This is a genomic window from Bdellovibrio sp. MYbb2 (assembly GCF_056175685.1).
In genome coordinates this window covers 1280711-1297743 of sequence record NZ_JBJKJI010000001.1, presented here as the reverse complement: position 1 = coordinate 1297743, position 17033 = coordinate 1280711, and the positions used below count along the sequence as shown (strand labels likewise).

The window sequence follows — 17033 nt, the reverse complement described above, 5'->3', positions numbered from 1 at the left end:
GCACCCTCTTGCGGTACCTACGACCAGACCGATTCTTGCTCGGTGGAATGGTCAAAAATCCTTGATAACCTATGACCCTATGTTCAATTCAAAGGCTTCCAAGGGCAAAAAATTTATCGACCAGCAGGTCATCAAGCTGGCCGACGGCGAAATCCTTTTCCGCGAAGGGGATCTGAGCCGCGAAATGTACATCGTGCAAAAAGGCGCCGTCGAAGTCTTTAAAAGAGTCGACGGCCAAACGATGATTTTAAGTCGCATCGACCGCGGCAGCATGGTGGGCGAAATGTCTTTGCTGGAATCCCTGCCAAGATCCGCCTCTGCACAGGCCGTGGGTGAAACCACCCTGCTGATGTTTGATCCGGGAAGTTTTTTACTGAAAATCCGTCGTGATCCGACATTTGCTTTTGAGCTGATGAAACAACTGAGCGGTCGCATCCGTCAGACCAATGAAAAATTGATCACACTGATGGCGGCAGAACAATTTTCAAAAAATGCTCTGCAAGAAATCACGGAATCCTCTTTATGATTATTGATGTCACCACCGAAAAGATGGTGGTCATTTCAGATCTGCATTTGGGAAATCCCTTTTCCGAAGCCAAAAAATCCCTGATCGAATTTCTGTACTGGGCAGCAGAAAACAAATATGACGTCTGCATCAACGGCGACGGACTTGAGATTGCGCAGGTGTCCTTTCGTAAAATGGCCGAAGACGTACCCGAAGTCTTTCGCGCCGTGAAAGCTATCACCAAAGCCGGCAACCGCGTGTTCTATGTCGTCGGCAATCATGACATTGTTCTGGAAAATTTTCTGGAAGACTGGGGTCCTTTGACCCTGGCGCCATTTTTAAATGTTAAGTGTGGCAAACAGCGCATTCGCATCGAACACGGACACCTGTATGACCCGTTCTTTGTAAAGCGCCCGGATCTGTACGAATTTTTGACCTGGTTGGGTGGATTTGCCCTGATGGTCAGTCCCAGAATTTATAAAGCCTGGATCAAGTTTGAAGAATTGAAATCCCGCCTGCGCCGACGCTTCCGTGGCAGCAGCGAAGTCCCGTGCCTGCCCGGGGAACATCCGGATTTTGTGATTGCCGCCGAAGAAATCTGCTCGCGTGGCTTTGATGCCATTATCTTTGGCCATACCCACCATCCCGGCACCATTGATCTTCCTCAAGGAAGATACTTCAACAGCGGTTCCTGGATGATTTCACCCACCTATATTGGCATCACAAATCAAGATGTGGTTCTGAGTCAGTTTGAAGCTGACAAGGGTCTTTAGCCGCCTTTAACGGCGGCGCGTAGGATCGCCCAGTTCCGCCAGAATATCCCAGCCGAACTTTTCAAGTTTGGAATCCCCGATGCCATAGATGTTTTTCATTTCATCCAGGGTGCGTGGATTTTTCACCGCGAGTTGTCTCAGGGTCAGATCACCGAAGACCACAAAGGCTGGCACGTCGAGCTCTTTCGCTTTCTCGCGTCTCCAGCGCTTCAAAAGCTCCATGCGTTTTTCCTGAATCTCATCCAGCACGATATCATCGGTGTTGGTGATTTTCTTGGATTTGCTCGAAGCTTTTTTCAGCTTGGTCACAACCTGATCCATCTTCGCCAGCGGAGTCACAGACTTCTGGATACGACGGGCTGATTTCGGGTCACAGCTGTCGCAGTGACCACAGCGCTCGATACGCTGGGAATCCTTGTAGTAGGTCAGAATCTCGGCGTGACGGCATTCCCCACCTTCCGAGTAGTTCACCAGGGCGTCCAGGTTTCTCCAGCGCGCGTCTTTGATTTCATCCGGCGCTTCAGAGCTGTGAATAAAGAACGACTGAAGTCCTTTGTCTTTCTTGGAATACAAAGTCAGACAGGTGGAATGCTCGCCATCGCGGCCCGCACGCCCCATTTCCTGATAAAGAGCATCAATGTTCGCCGGGATCTGGAAATGCACCACCAGGCGCACATCCGGCTGGTCGATCCCCATACCGAAAGCATTGGTCGCCACCAGAATACGCAGGTCCCCTTTGGCATAAGCTTCCTGAGTGCTGGTGCGAACATCTGAAGTCAGACCCGCATGGTAATAGCCCACACTTTTTCCGAACTTCTTTTGCAGGAAAGCTGCGATGCTTTCAGTCACCTTGCGGGTGCCGCAGTAAACGATGATGCGGCCTTCAGGAGTTTGTTTGATACTTTGAAGCAGCAACAGCATCTTTACGTCTTCGTCTTCACACAGCTCAACTTGATAGTAAAGATTGGAACGATAGAATCCGTGAACCATGCGTTCAGGCTTTTGCAGTTTCAGGTGTTTGGAAATATCATCCAGTACGGTCGGCGTTGCTGACGCTGTCAGGGCCAGCACCGGAACATCCGGGCACAGTTTTTTCAAAACATTCAACTGTGCGTATTCTTCGCGGAAGTCATGCCCCCATTGAGACACGCAGTGAGCTTCATCAATCGCAAAAAGACCCACCTGGCGGTTTTGCACCCAGCGATGAAAGCCCTCTTTCTGGGCGCGCTCCGGGGATAGATACAAAACGAATGCGCCACCTTTGTTGATTTCGGCAAACACTTCGCGTTTGTCGTCATCACTTTGTCCGGAATGCAGGGCGCCCGCCGGAATGCCATAACGGCGCAACGACGCCACCTGATCCTTCATCAAAGCAATCAATGGGGAAATAACAATGACAAGTTTTTGCGTGGCTACGGCGGGATACTGATAACAAAGAGATTTGCCGCCTCCGGTGGGAAGGACAGCCAGAACATCACGGCCGCCCATCACCGACTCGATGATCTCTTGTTGCCCGCGTCGGAAACCGGAAAGATTGAAGTATTTTTTAAGGTGGTTTTCCTGCGGGCTGACGGCGATTTCCATAAACGACACTTTCATTCAAAGACCCCCTGATTTCAACAAGATTGCACGGCTTCTTGTGCTGCCGCGCAAACAGGCAGCAAATACAAGACAATGCTCTAAGTGCTCTAAATTCCAAGGGAGTTCCCGGTCGTTTCCGAATTCCAGTCAGAAAGATTTTGCAAGACCCGCCAGGTGATTTATGCGAACCTATAAATTCGAAGGAGTTTTTATGAAGGCACTCTCATTTCTAACGATTCCTGCGCTGCTGCTGGGTTGTTCCTCCCCTGCCCCGAAAGAGGCTCCAGCCAAGGAAACAGCGCCGGTCGCAGCCGATCCTTATCCGGACAAGGCCGTCTGTTTTTTGCTGATTGATGCACAAACCGGCCAGATTCAAAAGTCCGTCAATGAAGAAAACTGTCAGGTGCAGCGTCCGGCGTGTTCGACTTTCAAGGTTCCCTTGGCGGTGATGGGCTTTGATTCCGGGCTGTTGAAGAATGAAAATACAAAATATAAATGGAACGGCAAAAAGCACTCCATCCCCGAGTGGAACAAAGATCAGACGGCCGCTTCATGGATGAAAAACTCGACGGTTTGGTATTCTCAGGTATTGACCGGCAAAATGGGCTTCCAGAAACTGCAAGGCTATCTGCGCAAGTTTGATTACGGCAATCAGGATATTTCTGGCGGCATCAAGACCGCGTGGCTGACTCCGGCTTCATTCACTCCGGATGAAAAAGGATTCTCTCTGCGAATTTCCGGATTTGAGCAGACTGACTTCCTGAAAAAGCTTCTGGCCGACAAACTGCCTGCGACCAAGCGTTCACAAGAGCTGACAAAGAAAATCATGTTCCTGGAAAAAACCCCGAAGGGTTATGATTTCAGCGGGAAAACCGGCTCAGGTTATACAGATGCAACTTTAAAAAGACGTATCGGCTGGTTCGTGGGATTCATCAAAACACCTGATCGCCAGTATGTCTTTGCAACAAACTACATCGACACCGTGGACGTGGAAAATGCCGAATTCGGCAGCCGCCTCGCCAAACAACTAACCATCAATCTGCTAAAAGAAGAAAACCTCTGGTAAGAAAAAAGGCACCTTCCGGTGCCTTTTTTTATTTCATGATGACGGTGATTTCTTTGCTTTCTGGGACTTGCGAACCTGGGATCGGGAAGACTTCGCTGACAGTGCCCTGCCCTACGAACTTCACCTTCAGATCCTGACCGCTGACTTTGCGAAGAACTTCGCGGGTGGTCAGGTTCATCAGATTTGGAACAGTGTCGTCAGTCTCAATGTTCGTGACTTTGTCCAGTTCGTTCGCGGTCAGCAGCGTTCTTGGAGCTTCAGCTTTTTTGACCACTTTCGGTTCGGAAGCCACTCGGCGGACTTTCGGATTCACCGTGGATTCTTCAGCCAGCTGCAAAGGAGCAATCCCTTCTTTGCGAACCGCATAAGATGCGATTCTTGAGAACACCGGAGCTGCCACCGTCGCCGCATAATAAGATTTGCGCGGGGAATCCACCGCCACATAGATCACAAATTTCGGATCATTGGCTGGAATGAAACCACCGAAGCTGGAGATATAAGCGCCACGAAGGTAACCACGGCCATTCGGATTTACTTTTTGGGCAGTTCCTGTCTTACCCGCCACCATGAAGCCATCGACACGGGCATTGCCACCAGTACCGCCCTTGGTGGTCACACCCAAAAGCATCGCGCGCATTTGTGCGGCTTGCTCCGGGGAAAGAATGCGGCGGATGGGTTTTGGCTGAACTTCAACCAGCTCGCCCGTTTCAGCATCACGCATACTTTGTACAATGTACGGAGTATTCAAAACTCCACCGTTGGCAATCGCCGCAAAAGCATTGGCAATCTGCAAAGGTGTCGTGGAAATCCCGTGACCGAAAGAGATATTGGAAAGCAAGTGCTGTCTCCAAGGAAGCCCCTGCACCATGCCGCGGGCTTCACCCGGCAGATCCACACCCAGGCGCTGACCAAATCCGAAATCAAGCAAGCCCTGGCGCAAACGCTCCTGGCCCATCTTGAAAGCAATCTTGGTCGTACCGACGTTGGAAGACACAGCCAGAATCTCGGAAACAGTCAGGTCCTCGAACTTCTCTCTGGTTTCGGCTTCTTTGATGATGCGGTCGCCAACTTTAAAACTGCCTTTTTCACAATAGAACTTTGTATTGGGCTGGATCAGACCGTCACGCAAAGCTGCGGCGATCACAAAAGCCTTCATCGTGGAACCCGGTTCAAACGCATCGGTCACAATTTTATTACGACGATATTCTGATGGAGCCTTGGCCGCTTTGTTCACGTCAAAAGTGGGAGCAGAAGCCAGGGCAAGAACTTTGGAAGTCTTCGCATCAAGAATCACACCCACTGCATGGTCGGCTTCGAACTGGGAAACCGCATTGGCAAGTTCGCTTTCAAGGCGGTACTGCAAATCGGAATCCACGGTCAGCTTCAGCTCCGTCCCTTCCGGGTTTTCAATGAACATCAAACCATCATTGATCAGCGGACGGCCGCGGGCATCGCGCTTGACCAGAACTTTCTTTTTATTCCCGGTCAAAGCCTGATTGTAACCCAGTTCAAGACCTTCAAGCCCCTGACCTTCACTGCCCAGGAAACCCAGGGTTTGCGCCAGCAGGGTTTCGTTCGGATAAACGCGGCGCCACTCTTCAACGAATGAAAGACCACGGATGTCCCAGGATTTGATTTCGTCGGCTTTATCCTGTTCCAGCATACGCTGAATCCAAACGAAGCGGCGGTTGCCGTCTTTGATTTTCGCATAAACGGATTCAGGCGACTGATTTAGAACTTTCGCCAGCTTCCGGGCCACCTGTTTGCGGTTTTCCAGAAGTTTCGGATCGGCATACAGCGAATAAGCCGCAGCGGACATAGCCAGGTCACGGCCATTGCTGTCAACAATCGCCCCACGGCGTGCTGGCAAAGACACCTTGGTTTGGAACTGACGGTTTTGCAAAGCATTCAAACGGTCGTTGGGAAGAAATTGAAGATAGGCTGCGCGCATCGCCAAAGCGGACCACAACACCAGAATTCCGACGAAGATGACAACAATACGTGATTTCAACTTACAGATCCTTTTTTGCGATGCCTTTTTCAGCCACAGTATTCATCTCGGAAGCCAAAGGGCCCGTCAGATGAATGATCTGATTGGCCTGAACTTTTTTAAGCGTGAATTTTTGCTGTGCCACGGAATCCAAAAGCTGGGGACGCGTGACTTTTGCCAAAGAGATTTCCTTGGTGCGTTTTTCTTCCCAGACTTTTTTGTGTTCGCGGGTCAGCTTTAGAACGCTGTAACCCATACGGCGCTCTTCCATCTGCAGGAACACGATTGAAAACAAAGTAAAGATGACAATAAGAATACTGAAGAAAGGTTTAAGCTGCTTAAAGTTTTGTGAGCTCATCCTGAGCACTCCTCTCGAATATTCTCAGCTTCGCAGAGCGGGAGCGAGAATTTCTGTCACACTCTTCCTGAGTGGGAACAATTACTTTCTTAGTCACCGTGCGGCCCAGATCCTCGGACTCACGGAAAATATTTTTTACGATACGATCTTCCAGAGAGTGGAAAGAGATCACCGCCAGTCGCCCGCCGGGATTCAGCGCGCGAATCATTTTCGGAATCGCCTCTGCCACCACTTCCAGTTCGGAATTCACCGCCAGTCGCAAAGCCATGAAATACTTCGTAGCCGGGTGATGGCCTTTGACCTGCCAACCGTCCACGCGTTCAATCAGCCCTGCCAGGGCACCTGTTGTCTGGAATGCTTTGGTTTTGCGGTCATTGACGATCGCACGTACGACTCGGGAAGGGCGATAGACCTCGCCGTATTCCTTGAAGATTCGAATGAGCTCATCCTCAGAAGCCGTATTAATAAGCACCTCAGCTGTCAGTCCCTGCTGCTGGTTCATTCTCATGTCCAGGGGGCCGTCGTTATAAAAACTAAAGCCTCGTTCTCCCTGGTCCAATTGCGGAGAACTCACACCTAGATCTAAGAGCATCATATCAAAGTTATTTAGATTGTGTTCTGAAAACTGCGTGAAATTACCATGGATTACGTTTAACTGGCCCTTCTCGACTTCAGTCTGGAAGCGGCTTTGCGCGTAGGCAATCGCAGTCAGATCTTGGTCCATGACCGTGGCTTTCATCTGGGGGTACGCATACTTCATGGCCATGTAGTGACCGCCCCGGCCAAAAGTCCCGTCGAAGTAATGCAGCTCTTTCTTTTCGCGCAGTGGATAGAATGCTCCCAGCACTTCTTGCAGCAAAACCGGATAGTGTTCAGGAGAAAATTCAAACGGAAGCTCGACCTTAGGCGGGATCACTTCTTCCTGACGTTCAATTCTTTCACCTGATTGGGGTTTGTACTTCTTCATGGGGGCCGCGCTTTCACTATAGTTTTCGGGCTATTAGATGATTCAAGGTATGAATTATTCTATTGAGCGTCAAGTCGCTTTGCCTTAACCTGTTTTTAAGGCTTCTTCGTATTGAAAAGGATTTCGATGCTTATCAACTGCCCCCGCTGTGGTTTTCAACAACCTAAAGACAAGTACTGCGCGCAGTGTGGCGTTGATATGGAGAGCTTTAAACCGGCGACTCCTCCAGCCTGGAAACGTTTTTTCGGAAATCCTTTAATTCAATTGTCTTTGGTGGTTGTTGTTGCTGGCGGTGTCGGCATCACTCTTTACAAAAAGGGCCAGCAAAACCTGGAGCGCCGGGTGAGCTATCTGAAATCCACGGTGCAAATCAATTCCGCAGGCGGCCCGGTTGACGTGCCCCCGACAGAAGACAGCGCCAACTTTGCCAATCAAGACACACAAGAGTCGACCCAATCTTCCGAAGCTGCTGACGGGACCATCGACGCTTACAAAGTGGATCCATCCCCTGCCACCGCGACGGCTGTGGCGGCCGCCGCGGCACCAGAACTGACTGATCGCACGGGCCGCGCAGTGGCCAAAGCCGGAGCCCATCTGATTGTCTACTACACGGAAGTTTCCCGCGGACGCCTAAATGCCATCTTTGGTGCCAGCCGATCCACCGGGCAGTTTATGAATTTCAACGAGTACTCGGCAGGTATTCTGCCGGACTTTGAGAAGAACGTGATGAACCGCCCGGACATCAAGATCCTGCACAAGGAGGACCGTCCTCTGACCGCCTCCAGAACTTTGCAGTGGTCTTACACCTTGAAAGACCGCAGAAATCCAGCCATTGAAATCGGCCTGACCACGTTCTTTGAACTGAATGACTTTGATAACAACAACCTGCGCGGCAACCTTGAGATCCAAAGAAACTGGCGTGAGCCGGCTCCGGGTGGCGGGTTTGAACTGCAGCGCAAATCTTTCCCGGCGATTTTTGAAATCGGCGGCGAGACTGGCTTCTTTATGTCGGGCGTGATGCCTCCGATGTCCAACATGGGCCCGGAAGAAGACCAGCTGATGAACTTTGAAATCTACAAGATCCTGCGCTCCCCCCAGTTCCGTTCCGGCGAGAGCGACTTTGTGATCTTTGTTGAGTTCGAAAAAGGCAACTGATTCACCAAAGGCAGCAGCATGGCATTTCAACAGGAGCTGAGTCACCACTATGGGCCTCAGGTACACATCATTGACAGCCCTTTCCTTAACGGTCTTTTAGCCAAGCTCTGCCACCCCGACACTTATCAGCCTGAAATCAACCGCATCGTGGAAGTGCTTTACACCCACATGATTTCCATCACAATCAACAATGAATTCGCGATGGAAAAGTTCGAGCAGGAAACCCGCATGACGGCCATGCATCCGGATAAAAAGCTGTCTGGCCATCGCATCAACCCAGGGCAGAAAGCCGTCAGCGTGAACCTGGCCCGTGCCGGAACTTATCCCAGCCACATCTGTTACAACTTTCTGCACTTTTCTTTGCCCGGGAAAAACGTCCGTCAGGACCATATCTTTGCCGCCCGGGTGACAAACAGCAAAGACGCAGTGACCGGAGCCGAATTCGGCGGCATGAAGATCGGGGGCGATATCAAAGACGCTCATGTCATCTTCCCAGACCCCATGGGGGCCACCGGCAACACCATGGTGACCGCTATCGACCACTACAAGACCCACATTGAAGGTCCTGCCCGCAAGTTTATAGCCCTTAACCTGATTGTGACGCCCGAGTATTTGAAGAATGTACTGGCTGCACACCCAGAGGTCGTAATCTATGCCTTAAGACTTGACCGGGGACTGTCCCCTCAGGCAGTTTTAGATGCAACTCCCGGACAATTTTGGGACCAGGAACGCGGCCTGAACGAAAAGCAATACATCGTTCCCGGCGGCGGCGGCTTCGGCGAAATCATGAACAACTCCTTCGTGTAGTTGGAGAAAGGGCGACCATGACAAATCTTTCCTTGAAACCTTACCTTACTGAAGAGCAGATCCAGCAAAAAGTGAAAGAGATTGGGGCCACCCTTTCCAAGAAATTCAAAAACGAAAAGGTCGTTGCGATCTGCGTTTTGAAGGGCTCTTTCATGTTCTATTCTGATTTGGTTCGTAACATCGAAGCAGACATCACTTGTGAATTCTTCGGCGTGGCTTCTTACCACGGCGGCACTTCTTCTTCCGGCGAAGTGAAAGTGACTTTGGATCTTGCCGGTCCGGTTGAAAACTGCCACGTGATCCTGGTGGAAGACATCGTGGACACAGGTCTGACCATGAACTATCTGAAAAACGCCATCCAGTCCCGCAAACCAAAATCTTTGACGACGGTTGCGTTGCTGGAAAAACCGGATGCATTGAAAGTGAAATGTGACATCGATCACGTGGGCTTCAAAATCGCCAACGAATTCGTTGTTGGTTACGGTCTGGACTATCAGGGTTACTACCGAAATCTTCCTTACATCGCGCAAGTTCAAAACTTCCAGTAAGCAAGACAACTGCACAAATAAAAAAGGAGCCCGCAAGGCTCCTTTTTTCGTTTCAGGATCTGTTGCTGTTTAGAACTTGCAGTTCATTTCAGCCAGGACTTTTTCCTTAAAGATCGTCTTCACTGAATCCAGAGCGTAACCCAAAGAAATATCCTTCAGATCCGGCGACACTTTCAACATCAGCACCTGATAGTCCTGACCTTCTGGCCCCATTGCCGGCAGCTTCTCTTTTTTCGTCAGCACACCATCACGATAAGTGATGCTTAAACCCGGGCGCGCCACCAGCACGCCTTCTTTCAAGGGCAACTGAGCGGCAGCAATTCGGATGGAATCCTGAATGCCGGTTTCTTTATCTGAACGCAAAGAAACGACCACGGCACCTTTGCCGTCTTTTTGTTTTTCCACGAAATAATCACAAGAAGTCGCATCTGTGTTCAACAGATTGGAAAATCCAAGGACCTCTTTCGTGGATTTGGAAACTTCCGTCGCAGCGAAAGTCACGGTCCCAAAAAACAGAATAACGGCGCTAATGGCAAAGATGTGCTTTTTCATAGGGCGCAGTATAGGCGTGCTTAAAGCCCCTTTAAAGAGGCAATAAACGGCCCTTCCGAAACCCCGAAGAGCCTTTTAATTTCATGCATTTAGCCACCATGAAAAAGCTGCCTGTCAAAACTTCACACAGGCTTTTTCAAAGCTTTTAGCGCATCAAAATGCCGACACCGAAAAGTACGTATAAAAGCGACGACCCGTAGTTGATCCACTTCATCGAAATCTTCTGTGTGAGCTTTTCCCCAAACACCACTGCCAAACCATCAGCAAACATCATCCCCGCAGTCGTGCCCAAAGTGACCAGCACGATGTTCTGATACTTGGCCGCCAACGCCACGGTGCTAAGCTGGGTTTTGTCACCGATCTCGGCGAAGAAAAACAACACGGTCGTAGTCCAGAATGCACCCCATTTCATGTTGTCAGTGTTCGAGTCATCTTTGTCCGGGATCAGTATCCACAGGGCAAAACCGAAGAAGGTCAAAGCCAGCGCCCAGTTCAGCCACTGATCAGGGACGGTGGCTGCGATCCATTCCCCGGCCCAGGCGGCCAAGGCGTGATTTAGAACTGTGGCGGTAAAGATCCCGGCCATCACATGCCATGGTTTTTTGAACTTTGATGCCAAAACCAGCGCTAACAACTGAGTTTTGTCGCCCATTTCTGTGGCGGCCACCAGTAAGAATGAATTGATGATTGCTTCCATTTGCCCTCGATACGGTTATGACCGTGGGGCTGCTTCAAAAAGAAAACGAGACCACACGGTGCTTTGTTAAAAACACTCGTGTCAGTCTCGTCAACGAAAGGACTTTTGGGGTCCTTGGGCATTTAAACCGGAGTTCATCACTCAGTATGTCGGTTTAAATCAAATCTTGGGAAAGATTGCGACTACTCCCTAACTACCCGGCCAACTTACGAAGGGGGGAAATGAAAGTCAAAAGAAAATTCCCCGCAACTTGATGTTGCGTATGACATTCTACACCTTGGCGAACCGGGCTGAATTCTCTATAACTGGGGGGATGAAGACTTCGATAAAAACACAATTAATCCGCTCGCTTGTCGCGGCCCTGACCGCCCTGGGACTTTTGGCTTTTCTGCTTTGGTATACTCAGCGTCCGCCGACAATGGGTGGTGACTTTAAATTAAATCACAACGGACAGGCGTGGCAGTTTTCGGAAAACGCGAAAAAGCTGAATCTTCTTTATGTTGGTTACGCAAAATGCCCGGACGTGTGCCCGATGGCGCTGAGCTATTCTGCTCAAGCTTTCAAACAACTGACTGAAAAAGAACGTGAAAATGTTCAACTGATCTTTATCAGCGTGGATGCCGAAAACGACACCGCAGAATCGGTGTCTGTTTACGCTCACCAATTCAATCCGGAATTTATCGGCCTGACCGGCACCACCGCTGAAATCGATGCGGCGATCAAACCGTTTGGCGCCAGCTACATCGTGGAAAAAGATCCGAAGTCCTATCTGGGCTATTCGATCTCGCACACGGACCGCGTATTTGTTTTGAATAAAAAAGGCATTGTCGTCGACAGCATCCAAAGCCCGCGCTCTGCCGATGAAATTACAACCAAAATCAAGGAGAACCTATGAAAGCCATCGTACTGGCAGCTCTGACAGTGGCGCTAAGCCCTGTTGCGTTTGCCGCGAAATCTGCCCCGGTCACTATTTCTGACGCCCGCATCTTTGCGCCGATCAAAGGCACCAATGCGACAGCAGGTTATGGCGTGATCACGAACACGACCGACAAGGAAGTGACTGTCACGGTTGAAAAAATCGAACCCTTCAAAGCAGTTGAAATGCACGAAACCGTGGAAAAAGACGGTCGCATGTCCATGCAGAAAGTGGAAAAGCTGACCATCCCGGCGAAAAAGTCCGCGGAACTAAAACCCGGCGGCAACCACATCATGCTGTTTGACCCAACCCGCGAAGTCAAAGCTGACGAGACACTGAAAGTGTCTTTGAAAGTAAACGGCAAGGTTGAATCCTTCGACTTCAAAGTCATCCCGCGCGTGGAAACCAAGAAAGAAGAACATCACCACCATCACTAGTCCCAGCAGTGATTGAATAGAAGAAAGGCGGAGCATTCACTCCGCCTTTTTTATTTTTTAGACCTAGCGCAGGTCAAAGAGCAGGAACTCGGTTTCCTTGAGGGCTTTGATTTTCAGGTTTTCTTCTTCCACCACCAGGGCATCCCCAGATTTCAGAATTTGGCCATTCACTTCCAGTTCGCCGTCGGCCAATTGCAGCCAGGCTCCCCGTTTGGAACGCAAAGCGAATTCCTGTTCATACCCTTCGGTAAATACCGACGCATACAGATCCGCATCCTGATTGATCTTCTGACTGCCCTCACGACCGTCTTTGGAAACGATCAGCTTGAACTGATTCAGTTTCTGTTCGCGGGTGAAGGACTGCTGGGTGTAACCCGGAGTCGCTCCAACCACGTCAGGCAGGATCCAGATCTGGAACAGTTGAAGGTCTTCGGTCTCGGACGGATTGTATTCGCTGTGGCGCATGCCGGTTCCGGCGTGCATCGTTTGAATTTCTCCGGCCTTGATCTGACCGACATTGCCCAGACTGTCCCGGTGCTCGACGGCGCCTTTTAACACGTAAGTGATGATCTCCATATCACGGTGCGGATGCGCTGGGAATCCGGAGGATTTTGCAATCCAGTCCTGATTGATCACACGCAAGTCCCGGTAACCCATGAACTTTGGATCGTAGTAGTCGGCGAAAGAAAATGTGTGCATGGATTTCAGCCAGCCACCGAACTCTGCATAGCCTCTGTCCTCGGATTTGCGTTGATACATCATAATGACCTCCCACTTGAAATGGAGACTTGGTTGTTGGTTGTCTGCTCTAGCTTCGGCAGGAACTCCATTTCTTCGTAAATAATATTACACAACTAGACGATCTAAAAAAATTATAATTTTTTGATTAACATGATCTAATTTTTTGATATACTTTTTGAGATATGACACTGGATCAACTGCAAGTACTTCAAACCATAGTTAAATCGGGAAGCTTCCGGGCTGCTTCCCAGGAACTGCATCGCGCGCAAAGCGCGGTCAGCTATGCCATGCGCACCCTTGAAGGTGAGCTGGGCTTTAAAATCTTCAGCCGTGACCAGTACCGCCCGACATTGACCCCGCAGGGTCGCGCTTTCTTAAAGAAAGCCGATGACCTGATCCTTCAGTTCGATGAACTGGGGGAAACTGCAGAATTATTGAAAAGAGGACATGAACCGATCATCCGTCTGGCCGTCAGCGCTCTGTGGCCCCTCCCGAATTTGGTCAGTGCGCTGAAGGAATTCTCCTCCCGCTTCCCCCAGACGGAGATCAAAATTATCCACGATGTTCTGAGTGCCGATGAACATTTGCTGGAGGATCATGCCGACATTTCCCTGGGCACGATTTTCAACGATAAAGGGCTTCTCATCACTGAGGAGCTTTTCACTGTGAACATGGTGATGGTGTGCGCAGCCAAGCATCCGCTGGCGAAACTGAAAAAAGCCACCACCGAGGATCTGAAGAGATATCCTCAGATTGTTCTTTCCAGCACGGTGAAAAGCTCCAACCGCTCCGGAGGAGTTGTGAATCCCGCCAACACCATCAGCGTTCAGGATCTGCAGACGAAGAAGGCCTTCTTAGAGGGCGGCTTGGGTTACGGACGCATGCCTGATTTCGCAGTTAAAGAGGAAATCAAGCAAAAATCCCTCGTGACACTGGGATTAAAACCCATTCCCCTGCACGCCGCTATTGGTCGACATGCTTCCAAGGAGCTTGGCCCCTGCGGCAAATTCATCTGGGACTATTTTTCACGTGGACAAGGCAAGAAGCTAAAATAGAATGTTCAGCGACAAAGGGACCATAACTTTCCCACAGTACGGTACCCGCAAGGAGGCAGAATGAAGCAGTATCACGATCTCATTAAAACAGTTCTAGAACATGGCGTGAAAAAAGAGGACCGCACAGGGACCGGCACCATTTCCATGTTCGGTTATCAGATGCGCTACAATCTGCAAGAGGGCTTCCCTCTTCTGACTACAAAAAAACTGCACACGCGTTCCATCTTTCATGAGCTTTTGTGGTTCCTGAAAGGTGAAACCAACATCAAGTATCTTCACGACAACAAAGTGACGATCTGGGATGAATGGGCTGATGAAAACGGCAACCTGGGCCCGGTGTACGGAAAACAATGGCGCTCCTGGGAAACCGCTGACGGCCGCACGATCGATCAGATTACCAATGTGGTTGAACAGATTAAAAAGAATCCGAATTCCCGACGTATGCTGGTTGTGGCGTTCAACCCTGGTGACGTTGACAAGATGGCACTGCCGCCTTGCCACGCCTTTTTCCAGTTCTATGTGGCGAACGGAAAACTTTCCTGCCAGCTGTATCAGCGCAGTGCTGATATCTTCCTGGGTGTGCCATTCAATATCGCCAGTTATGCATTGCTGACTCATATGATCGCACAAGTGTGCAACCTTGAAGTGGGTGACTTTGTTCACACGCTGGGTGATGCGCATCTTTACCTGAATCACCTTGAGCAGGCGAACCTGCAGCTGACCCGCGAATTCCGTCCGCTGCCGCAGTTGAAACTAAACCCGGCGAAAAAGGATCTATTCGACTTCACTTACGAAGACATCGAAATCATCGGTTACGACCCGCACCCGGCAATCAAGGCTGAGGTGGCAGTATGATTCTGACTCATGTGGTGGCTTGTTCGCAGAATCGTGTTATCGGCGCTCAAGGGGGACTTCCCTGGAATCTGCCCGAGGACATGAAGTTCTTCCGCGACACCACCAAGGGTCACATCATGATCATGGGGCGCAAGACGTTTGATTCTTTCAACGGCCGCGCCCTTCCCAATCGCTATCACATCGTGGTGACACGCGATCCTTCCAAGCAAAGTTTCAATTCCACCGAATCAAGTCCCGTGGTTTTTGTTTCTTCTATCGAAGAAGCCGTGAAACACGCAGAACCTTTGACCGAGAAATGGGGCGACGAAGTTTTCATTATTGGCGGCGGCGAGATCTACAAACAGGCGATGCCGATCACTGACAAAATCTATCTGACCCTGATCCATCGCGAGTTTCCGGGGGACACTTATTACCCTGAAATTGACCAAAAGGTGTTCACTCAAACCCAGCGACGTGACATCGAAACGCCTATTCCTTTTTCGTTTCTGACTTACTTGCGCAAGTAGGGTCCAGAATCAAGTCCCATGTTGAGACTGATTCAATTTGGACTCTACCAATGCGATATTTTTTCCGAGAATAGAGTTAAGACGCTAATCCCGGAGTGCCTTATGAGTTCTTCCAAGACTGCGAAACGATTCAGAACCAAAGAGATGGCTTCGGTCGAAGTGTACGGCCACATAGGCATTCTGGTGGCCAAGCTTCGCAACATCTCGCAGACCGGCGCCTTTCTGGAAGTCTCGCAAGGAGACTATGTCCCGCAAAAAGGGGACCTTCTAAACCTTACAGTCAAGTTAGACACTGTCGATCGTACGCACAACGTGGCGGCCGAAGTGATATGGAGCAAAGGACTGGGCCTGGGCATTTGCTTTATCAACAAGGATCAAATTCTTGAAAGAATGATGGCCAAAGCCGGAGCCTTCTAATAAGATCTCTGCATCATGCAGATTCAAAACTCTCACGATCTCAGCTCTTCCAACACCCTTCAATTGCGCTCTTATGCAGAACGCTTTGTTGAGCTGTACACACCTGCAGATCTGTCCACCCTGCTGATGAATCCTGACCTGAAAAAGCTGCCTTGGAAAATCCTGGGTGGCGGCAGCAATCTGGTTCTGCCTTCACAGATCGAAGGCCTGGTGCTGAAGGTCTCGAACCTTGGTCGCAAACTGATTCACGAAGATCCGGATTACTGGTTCGTCAAAGCCCAGGCCGGAGAAGTCTGGAATGACTTTGTTCAATGGACCCTGGAAGAAGGCTATTGGGGCCTTGAAAACCTTTCCTTGATTCCTGGCACCGTGGGCGCAGCCCCGATTCAAAACATCGGTGCTTACGGCGTAGAGGTTAAAGACACCCTGTGGGAAGTCCATGCCCTGGATTTGCAAACTGGTGAACCAAAAGTTTTCAGCAATAAAGAATGTCATTTCTCTTACCGCGACAGTTACTTCAAACAAGAAGGTGCTGGCCGCTACCTTATCTGGGATGTGACTTTCCGTCTGCCCAAGAAAAACACTTTGCACCTGGAATACGGTGACATCCGCAAAGAAGTTGAGCGCAACAACTGGCCTCAGGATCCTCGTCACGTGGCACGAGCCGTGATCAACATTCGTCAAAGCAAACTACCGGATCCCAAAGTCATCGGCAACGCGGGAAGCTTCTTTAAAAACCCTATCGTCAGCAAAGAGCTGCGCGATGGTTTGCTTTCAAAACACAACGACCTTGTCAGTTTCCCTTACGAAGACCGCTTTAAGCTCGCAGCCGGCTGGCTGATTGATCGCGCGGGCTGGAAGGGCAAGAAGCTGGGCCCCGTGGGCATGTATGAAAAGCAAGCGCTGGTGCTGGTGAATCACGGCGGCGCCACCGCAGACGACGTTTGGAAGCTGGCTCGTCAGGTGTCTTCGGACGTTCACAGCCAATTCGGCGTGGAAATCGAAGCCGAACCCATCCGCTGGTAGATCCCTCTATTTACAATTTAGGTCCACTGAACAAATCTTATTCATCTGAAAGACGCCGATACGCGTTCCTTTGAGTTTCAG

The 17033-nt window shown here is 50.2% G+C and carries 20 protein-coding genes; 13 read left to right on the top strand and 7 right to left on the bottom strand.

Translation table 11 applies throughout. The features are described 5' to 3' along the window. Window positions 1-79 precede the first annotated feature (79 nt). Both AC04MQ_RS06400 and AC04MQ_RS06395 read left to right on the top strand, forming a co-directional pair. Entirely contained in the window at window positions 80-526 is a 447-nt protein-coding gene (locus AC04MQ_RS06400) for a Crp/Fnr family transcriptional regulator (protein WP_015092230.1), read from the top strand. Beyond that, window positions 523-1278 carry a UDP-2,3-diacylglucosamine diphosphatase gene (locus AC04MQ_RS06395; protein ID WP_015092231.1) on the top strand — a complete coding sequence of 252 codons (756 nt, stop codon included), beginning with the start codon at window positions 523-525 and terminating at the stop codon, window positions 1276-1278. Before AC04MQ_RS06400 ends, AC04MQ_RS06395 begins: the two co-directional genes overlap by 4 nt. Before the next feature lie 6 nt (window positions 1279-1284). Here the strand turns inward: AC04MQ_RS06395 and AC04MQ_RS06390 are convergent, their stop codons facing one another. Further along, entirely contained in the window at window positions 1285-2877 is a 1593-nt protein-coding gene (locus AC04MQ_RS06390) for a RecQ family ATP-dependent DNA helicase (RefSeq protein WP_475391572.1), read from the bottom strand. Window positions 2878-3070: 193 nt separating this feature from the next. Here AC04MQ_RS06390 and AC04MQ_RS06385 point away from each other — a divergent pair, with 193 nt between their 5' ends. Further along, window positions 3071-3925 carry a penicillin-binding transpeptidase domain-containing protein gene (locus tag AC04MQ_RS06385; protein WP_475391570.1) on the top strand — a complete coding sequence of 285 codons (855 nt, stop codon included), beginning with the start codon at window positions 3071-3073 and terminating at the stop codon, window positions 3923-3925. Window positions 3926-3953: 28 nt separating this feature from the next. Here AC04MQ_RS06385 and AC04MQ_RS06380 read toward each other — a convergent pair whose 3' ends face one another. Genes AC04MQ_RS06380 through rsmH form a run of 3 tightly spaced genes read right to left on the bottom strand, consistent with a single transcriptional unit; the run spans window position 3954 to window position 7240 of the window. Then, window positions 3954-5936, bottom strand: coding sequence for a penicillin-binding transpeptidase domain-containing protein (locus tag AC04MQ_RS06380; protein WP_015092234.1), 1983 nt, complete (start codon window positions 5934-5936; stop codon window positions 3954-3956). 1 nt (window position 5937) lies between these two features. Further along, window positions 5938-6273 (bottom strand): hypothetical protein, encoded by a 336-nt coding sequence (locus AC04MQ_RS06375; RefSeq protein WP_015092235.1) that lies wholly within the window; start codon window positions 6271-6273, stop codon window positions 5938-5940. Then, window positions 6254-7240 (bottom strand): 16S rRNA (cytosine(1402)-N(4))-methyltransferase RsmH, encoded by a 987-nt coding sequence (gene rsmH, locus AC04MQ_RS06370; RefSeq protein ID WP_015092236.1) that lies wholly within the window; start codon window positions 7238-7240, stop codon window positions 6254-6256. Before rsmH ends, AC04MQ_RS06375 begins: the two co-directional genes overlap by 20 nt. A gap of 198 nt (window positions 7241-7438) precedes the next feature. Between rsmH and AC04MQ_RS06365 the strand changes: the two genes are divergently transcribed. Genes AC04MQ_RS06365 through hpt form a run of 3 tightly spaced genes read left to right on the top strand, consistent with a single transcriptional unit; the run spans window position 7439 to window position 9750 of the window. After that, window positions 7439-8395: a hypothetical protein gene (locus AC04MQ_RS06365; RefSeq protein ID WP_015092237.1), complete on the top strand. Its 957-nt coding sequence runs from the start codon at window positions 7439-7441 to the stop codon at window positions 8393-8395. Window positions 8396-8413: 18 nt separating this feature from the next. Continuing rightward, window positions 8414-9202, top strand: a complete 789-nt coding sequence (locus AC04MQ_RS06360; RefSeq protein WP_475391566.1) for a uracil phosphoribosyltransferase — start codon at window positions 8414-8416, stop codon at window positions 9200-9202. A 17-nt stretch (window positions 9203-9219) separates the two neighbouring features. Further along, window positions 9220-9750: a hypoxanthine phosphoribosyltransferase gene (hpt, locus tag AC04MQ_RS06355; RefSeq protein WP_015092239.1), complete on the top strand. Its 531-nt coding sequence runs from the start codon at window positions 9220-9222 to the stop codon at window positions 9748-9750. A gap of 69 nt (window positions 9751-9819) precedes the next feature. On the opposite strand, the gene AC04MQ_RS06350 is transcribed toward hpt, so the two are convergent. After that, a complete protein-coding gene (locus AC04MQ_RS06350; protein ID WP_015092240.1) occupies window positions 9820-10302 on the bottom strand; it encodes a hypothetical protein in 483 nt (160 codons plus the stop codon). A gap of 145 nt (window positions 10303-10447) precedes the next feature. Then, entirely contained in the window at window positions 10448-10999 is a 552-nt protein-coding gene (locus tag AC04MQ_RS06345; protein ID WP_015092241.1) for a TMEM165/GDT1 family protein, read from the bottom strand. A 313-nt stretch (window positions 11000-11312) separates the two neighbouring features. Here AC04MQ_RS06345 and AC04MQ_RS06340 point away from each other — a divergent pair, with 313 nt between their 5' ends. Both AC04MQ_RS06340 and AC04MQ_RS06335 read left to right on the top strand, forming a co-directional pair. Beyond that, window positions 11313-11894 carry an SCO family protein gene (locus AC04MQ_RS06340; RefSeq protein ID WP_015092242.1) on the top strand — a complete coding sequence of 194 codons (582 nt, stop codon included), beginning with the start codon at window positions 11313-11315 and terminating at the stop codon, window positions 11892-11894. Then, complete coding sequence (locus AC04MQ_RS06335; RefSeq protein ID WP_015092243.1) at window positions 11891-12352, top strand: copper chaperone PCu(A)C; 462 nt, start codon at window positions 11891-11893, stop codon at window positions 12350-12352. Before AC04MQ_RS06340 ends, AC04MQ_RS06335 begins: the two co-directional genes overlap by 4 nt. 63 nt (window positions 12353-12415) lie before the next feature. On the opposite strand, the gene AC04MQ_RS06330 is transcribed toward AC04MQ_RS06335, so the two are convergent. Next, window positions 12416-13114, bottom strand: coding sequence for a pirin family protein (locus tag AC04MQ_RS06330; protein ID WP_475391562.1), 699 nt, complete (start codon window positions 13112-13114; stop codon window positions 12416-12418). Window positions 13115-13275: 161 nt separating this feature from the next. Here AC04MQ_RS06330 and AC04MQ_RS06325 point away from each other — a divergent pair, with 161 nt between their 5' ends. The 5 genes from AC04MQ_RS06325 to murB all read left to right on the top strand — a co-directional run bounded on the left by AC04MQ_RS06325 (window position 13276) and on the right by murB (window position 16952). Continuing rightward, window positions 13276-14148, top strand: a complete 873-nt coding sequence (locus AC04MQ_RS06325; RefSeq protein WP_475391560.1) for a LysR family transcriptional regulator — start codon at window positions 13276-13278, stop codon at window positions 14146-14148. Window positions 14149-14208: 60 nt separating this feature from the next. After that, complete coding sequence (locus AC04MQ_RS06320) at window positions 14209-15003, top strand: thymidylate synthase (RefSeq protein WP_374033966.1); 795 nt, start codon at window positions 14209-14211, stop codon at window positions 15001-15003. Beyond that, window positions 15000-15509 carry a dihydrofolate reductase gene (locus tag AC04MQ_RS06315; protein WP_015092248.1) on the top strand — a complete coding sequence of 170 codons (510 nt, stop codon included), beginning with the start codon at window positions 15000-15002 and terminating at the stop codon, window positions 15507-15509. The genes AC04MQ_RS06320 and AC04MQ_RS06315 overlap by 4 nt, the downstream gene beginning before the upstream one ends. A 102-nt stretch (window positions 15510-15611) precedes the next feature. Beyond that, a complete protein-coding gene (locus tag AC04MQ_RS06310) occupies window positions 15612-15926 on the top strand; it encodes a PilZ domain-containing protein (RefSeq protein ID WP_015092249.1) in 315 nt (104 codons plus the stop codon). A 15-nt stretch (window positions 15927-15941) separates the two neighbouring features. Continuing rightward, entirely contained in the window at window positions 15942-16952 is a 1011-nt protein-coding gene (murB, locus tag AC04MQ_RS06305) for a UDP-N-acetylmuramate dehydrogenase (RefSeq protein ID WP_475391558.1), read from the top strand. The last annotated feature ends 81 nt before the right edge of the window (window positions 16953-17033 follow it).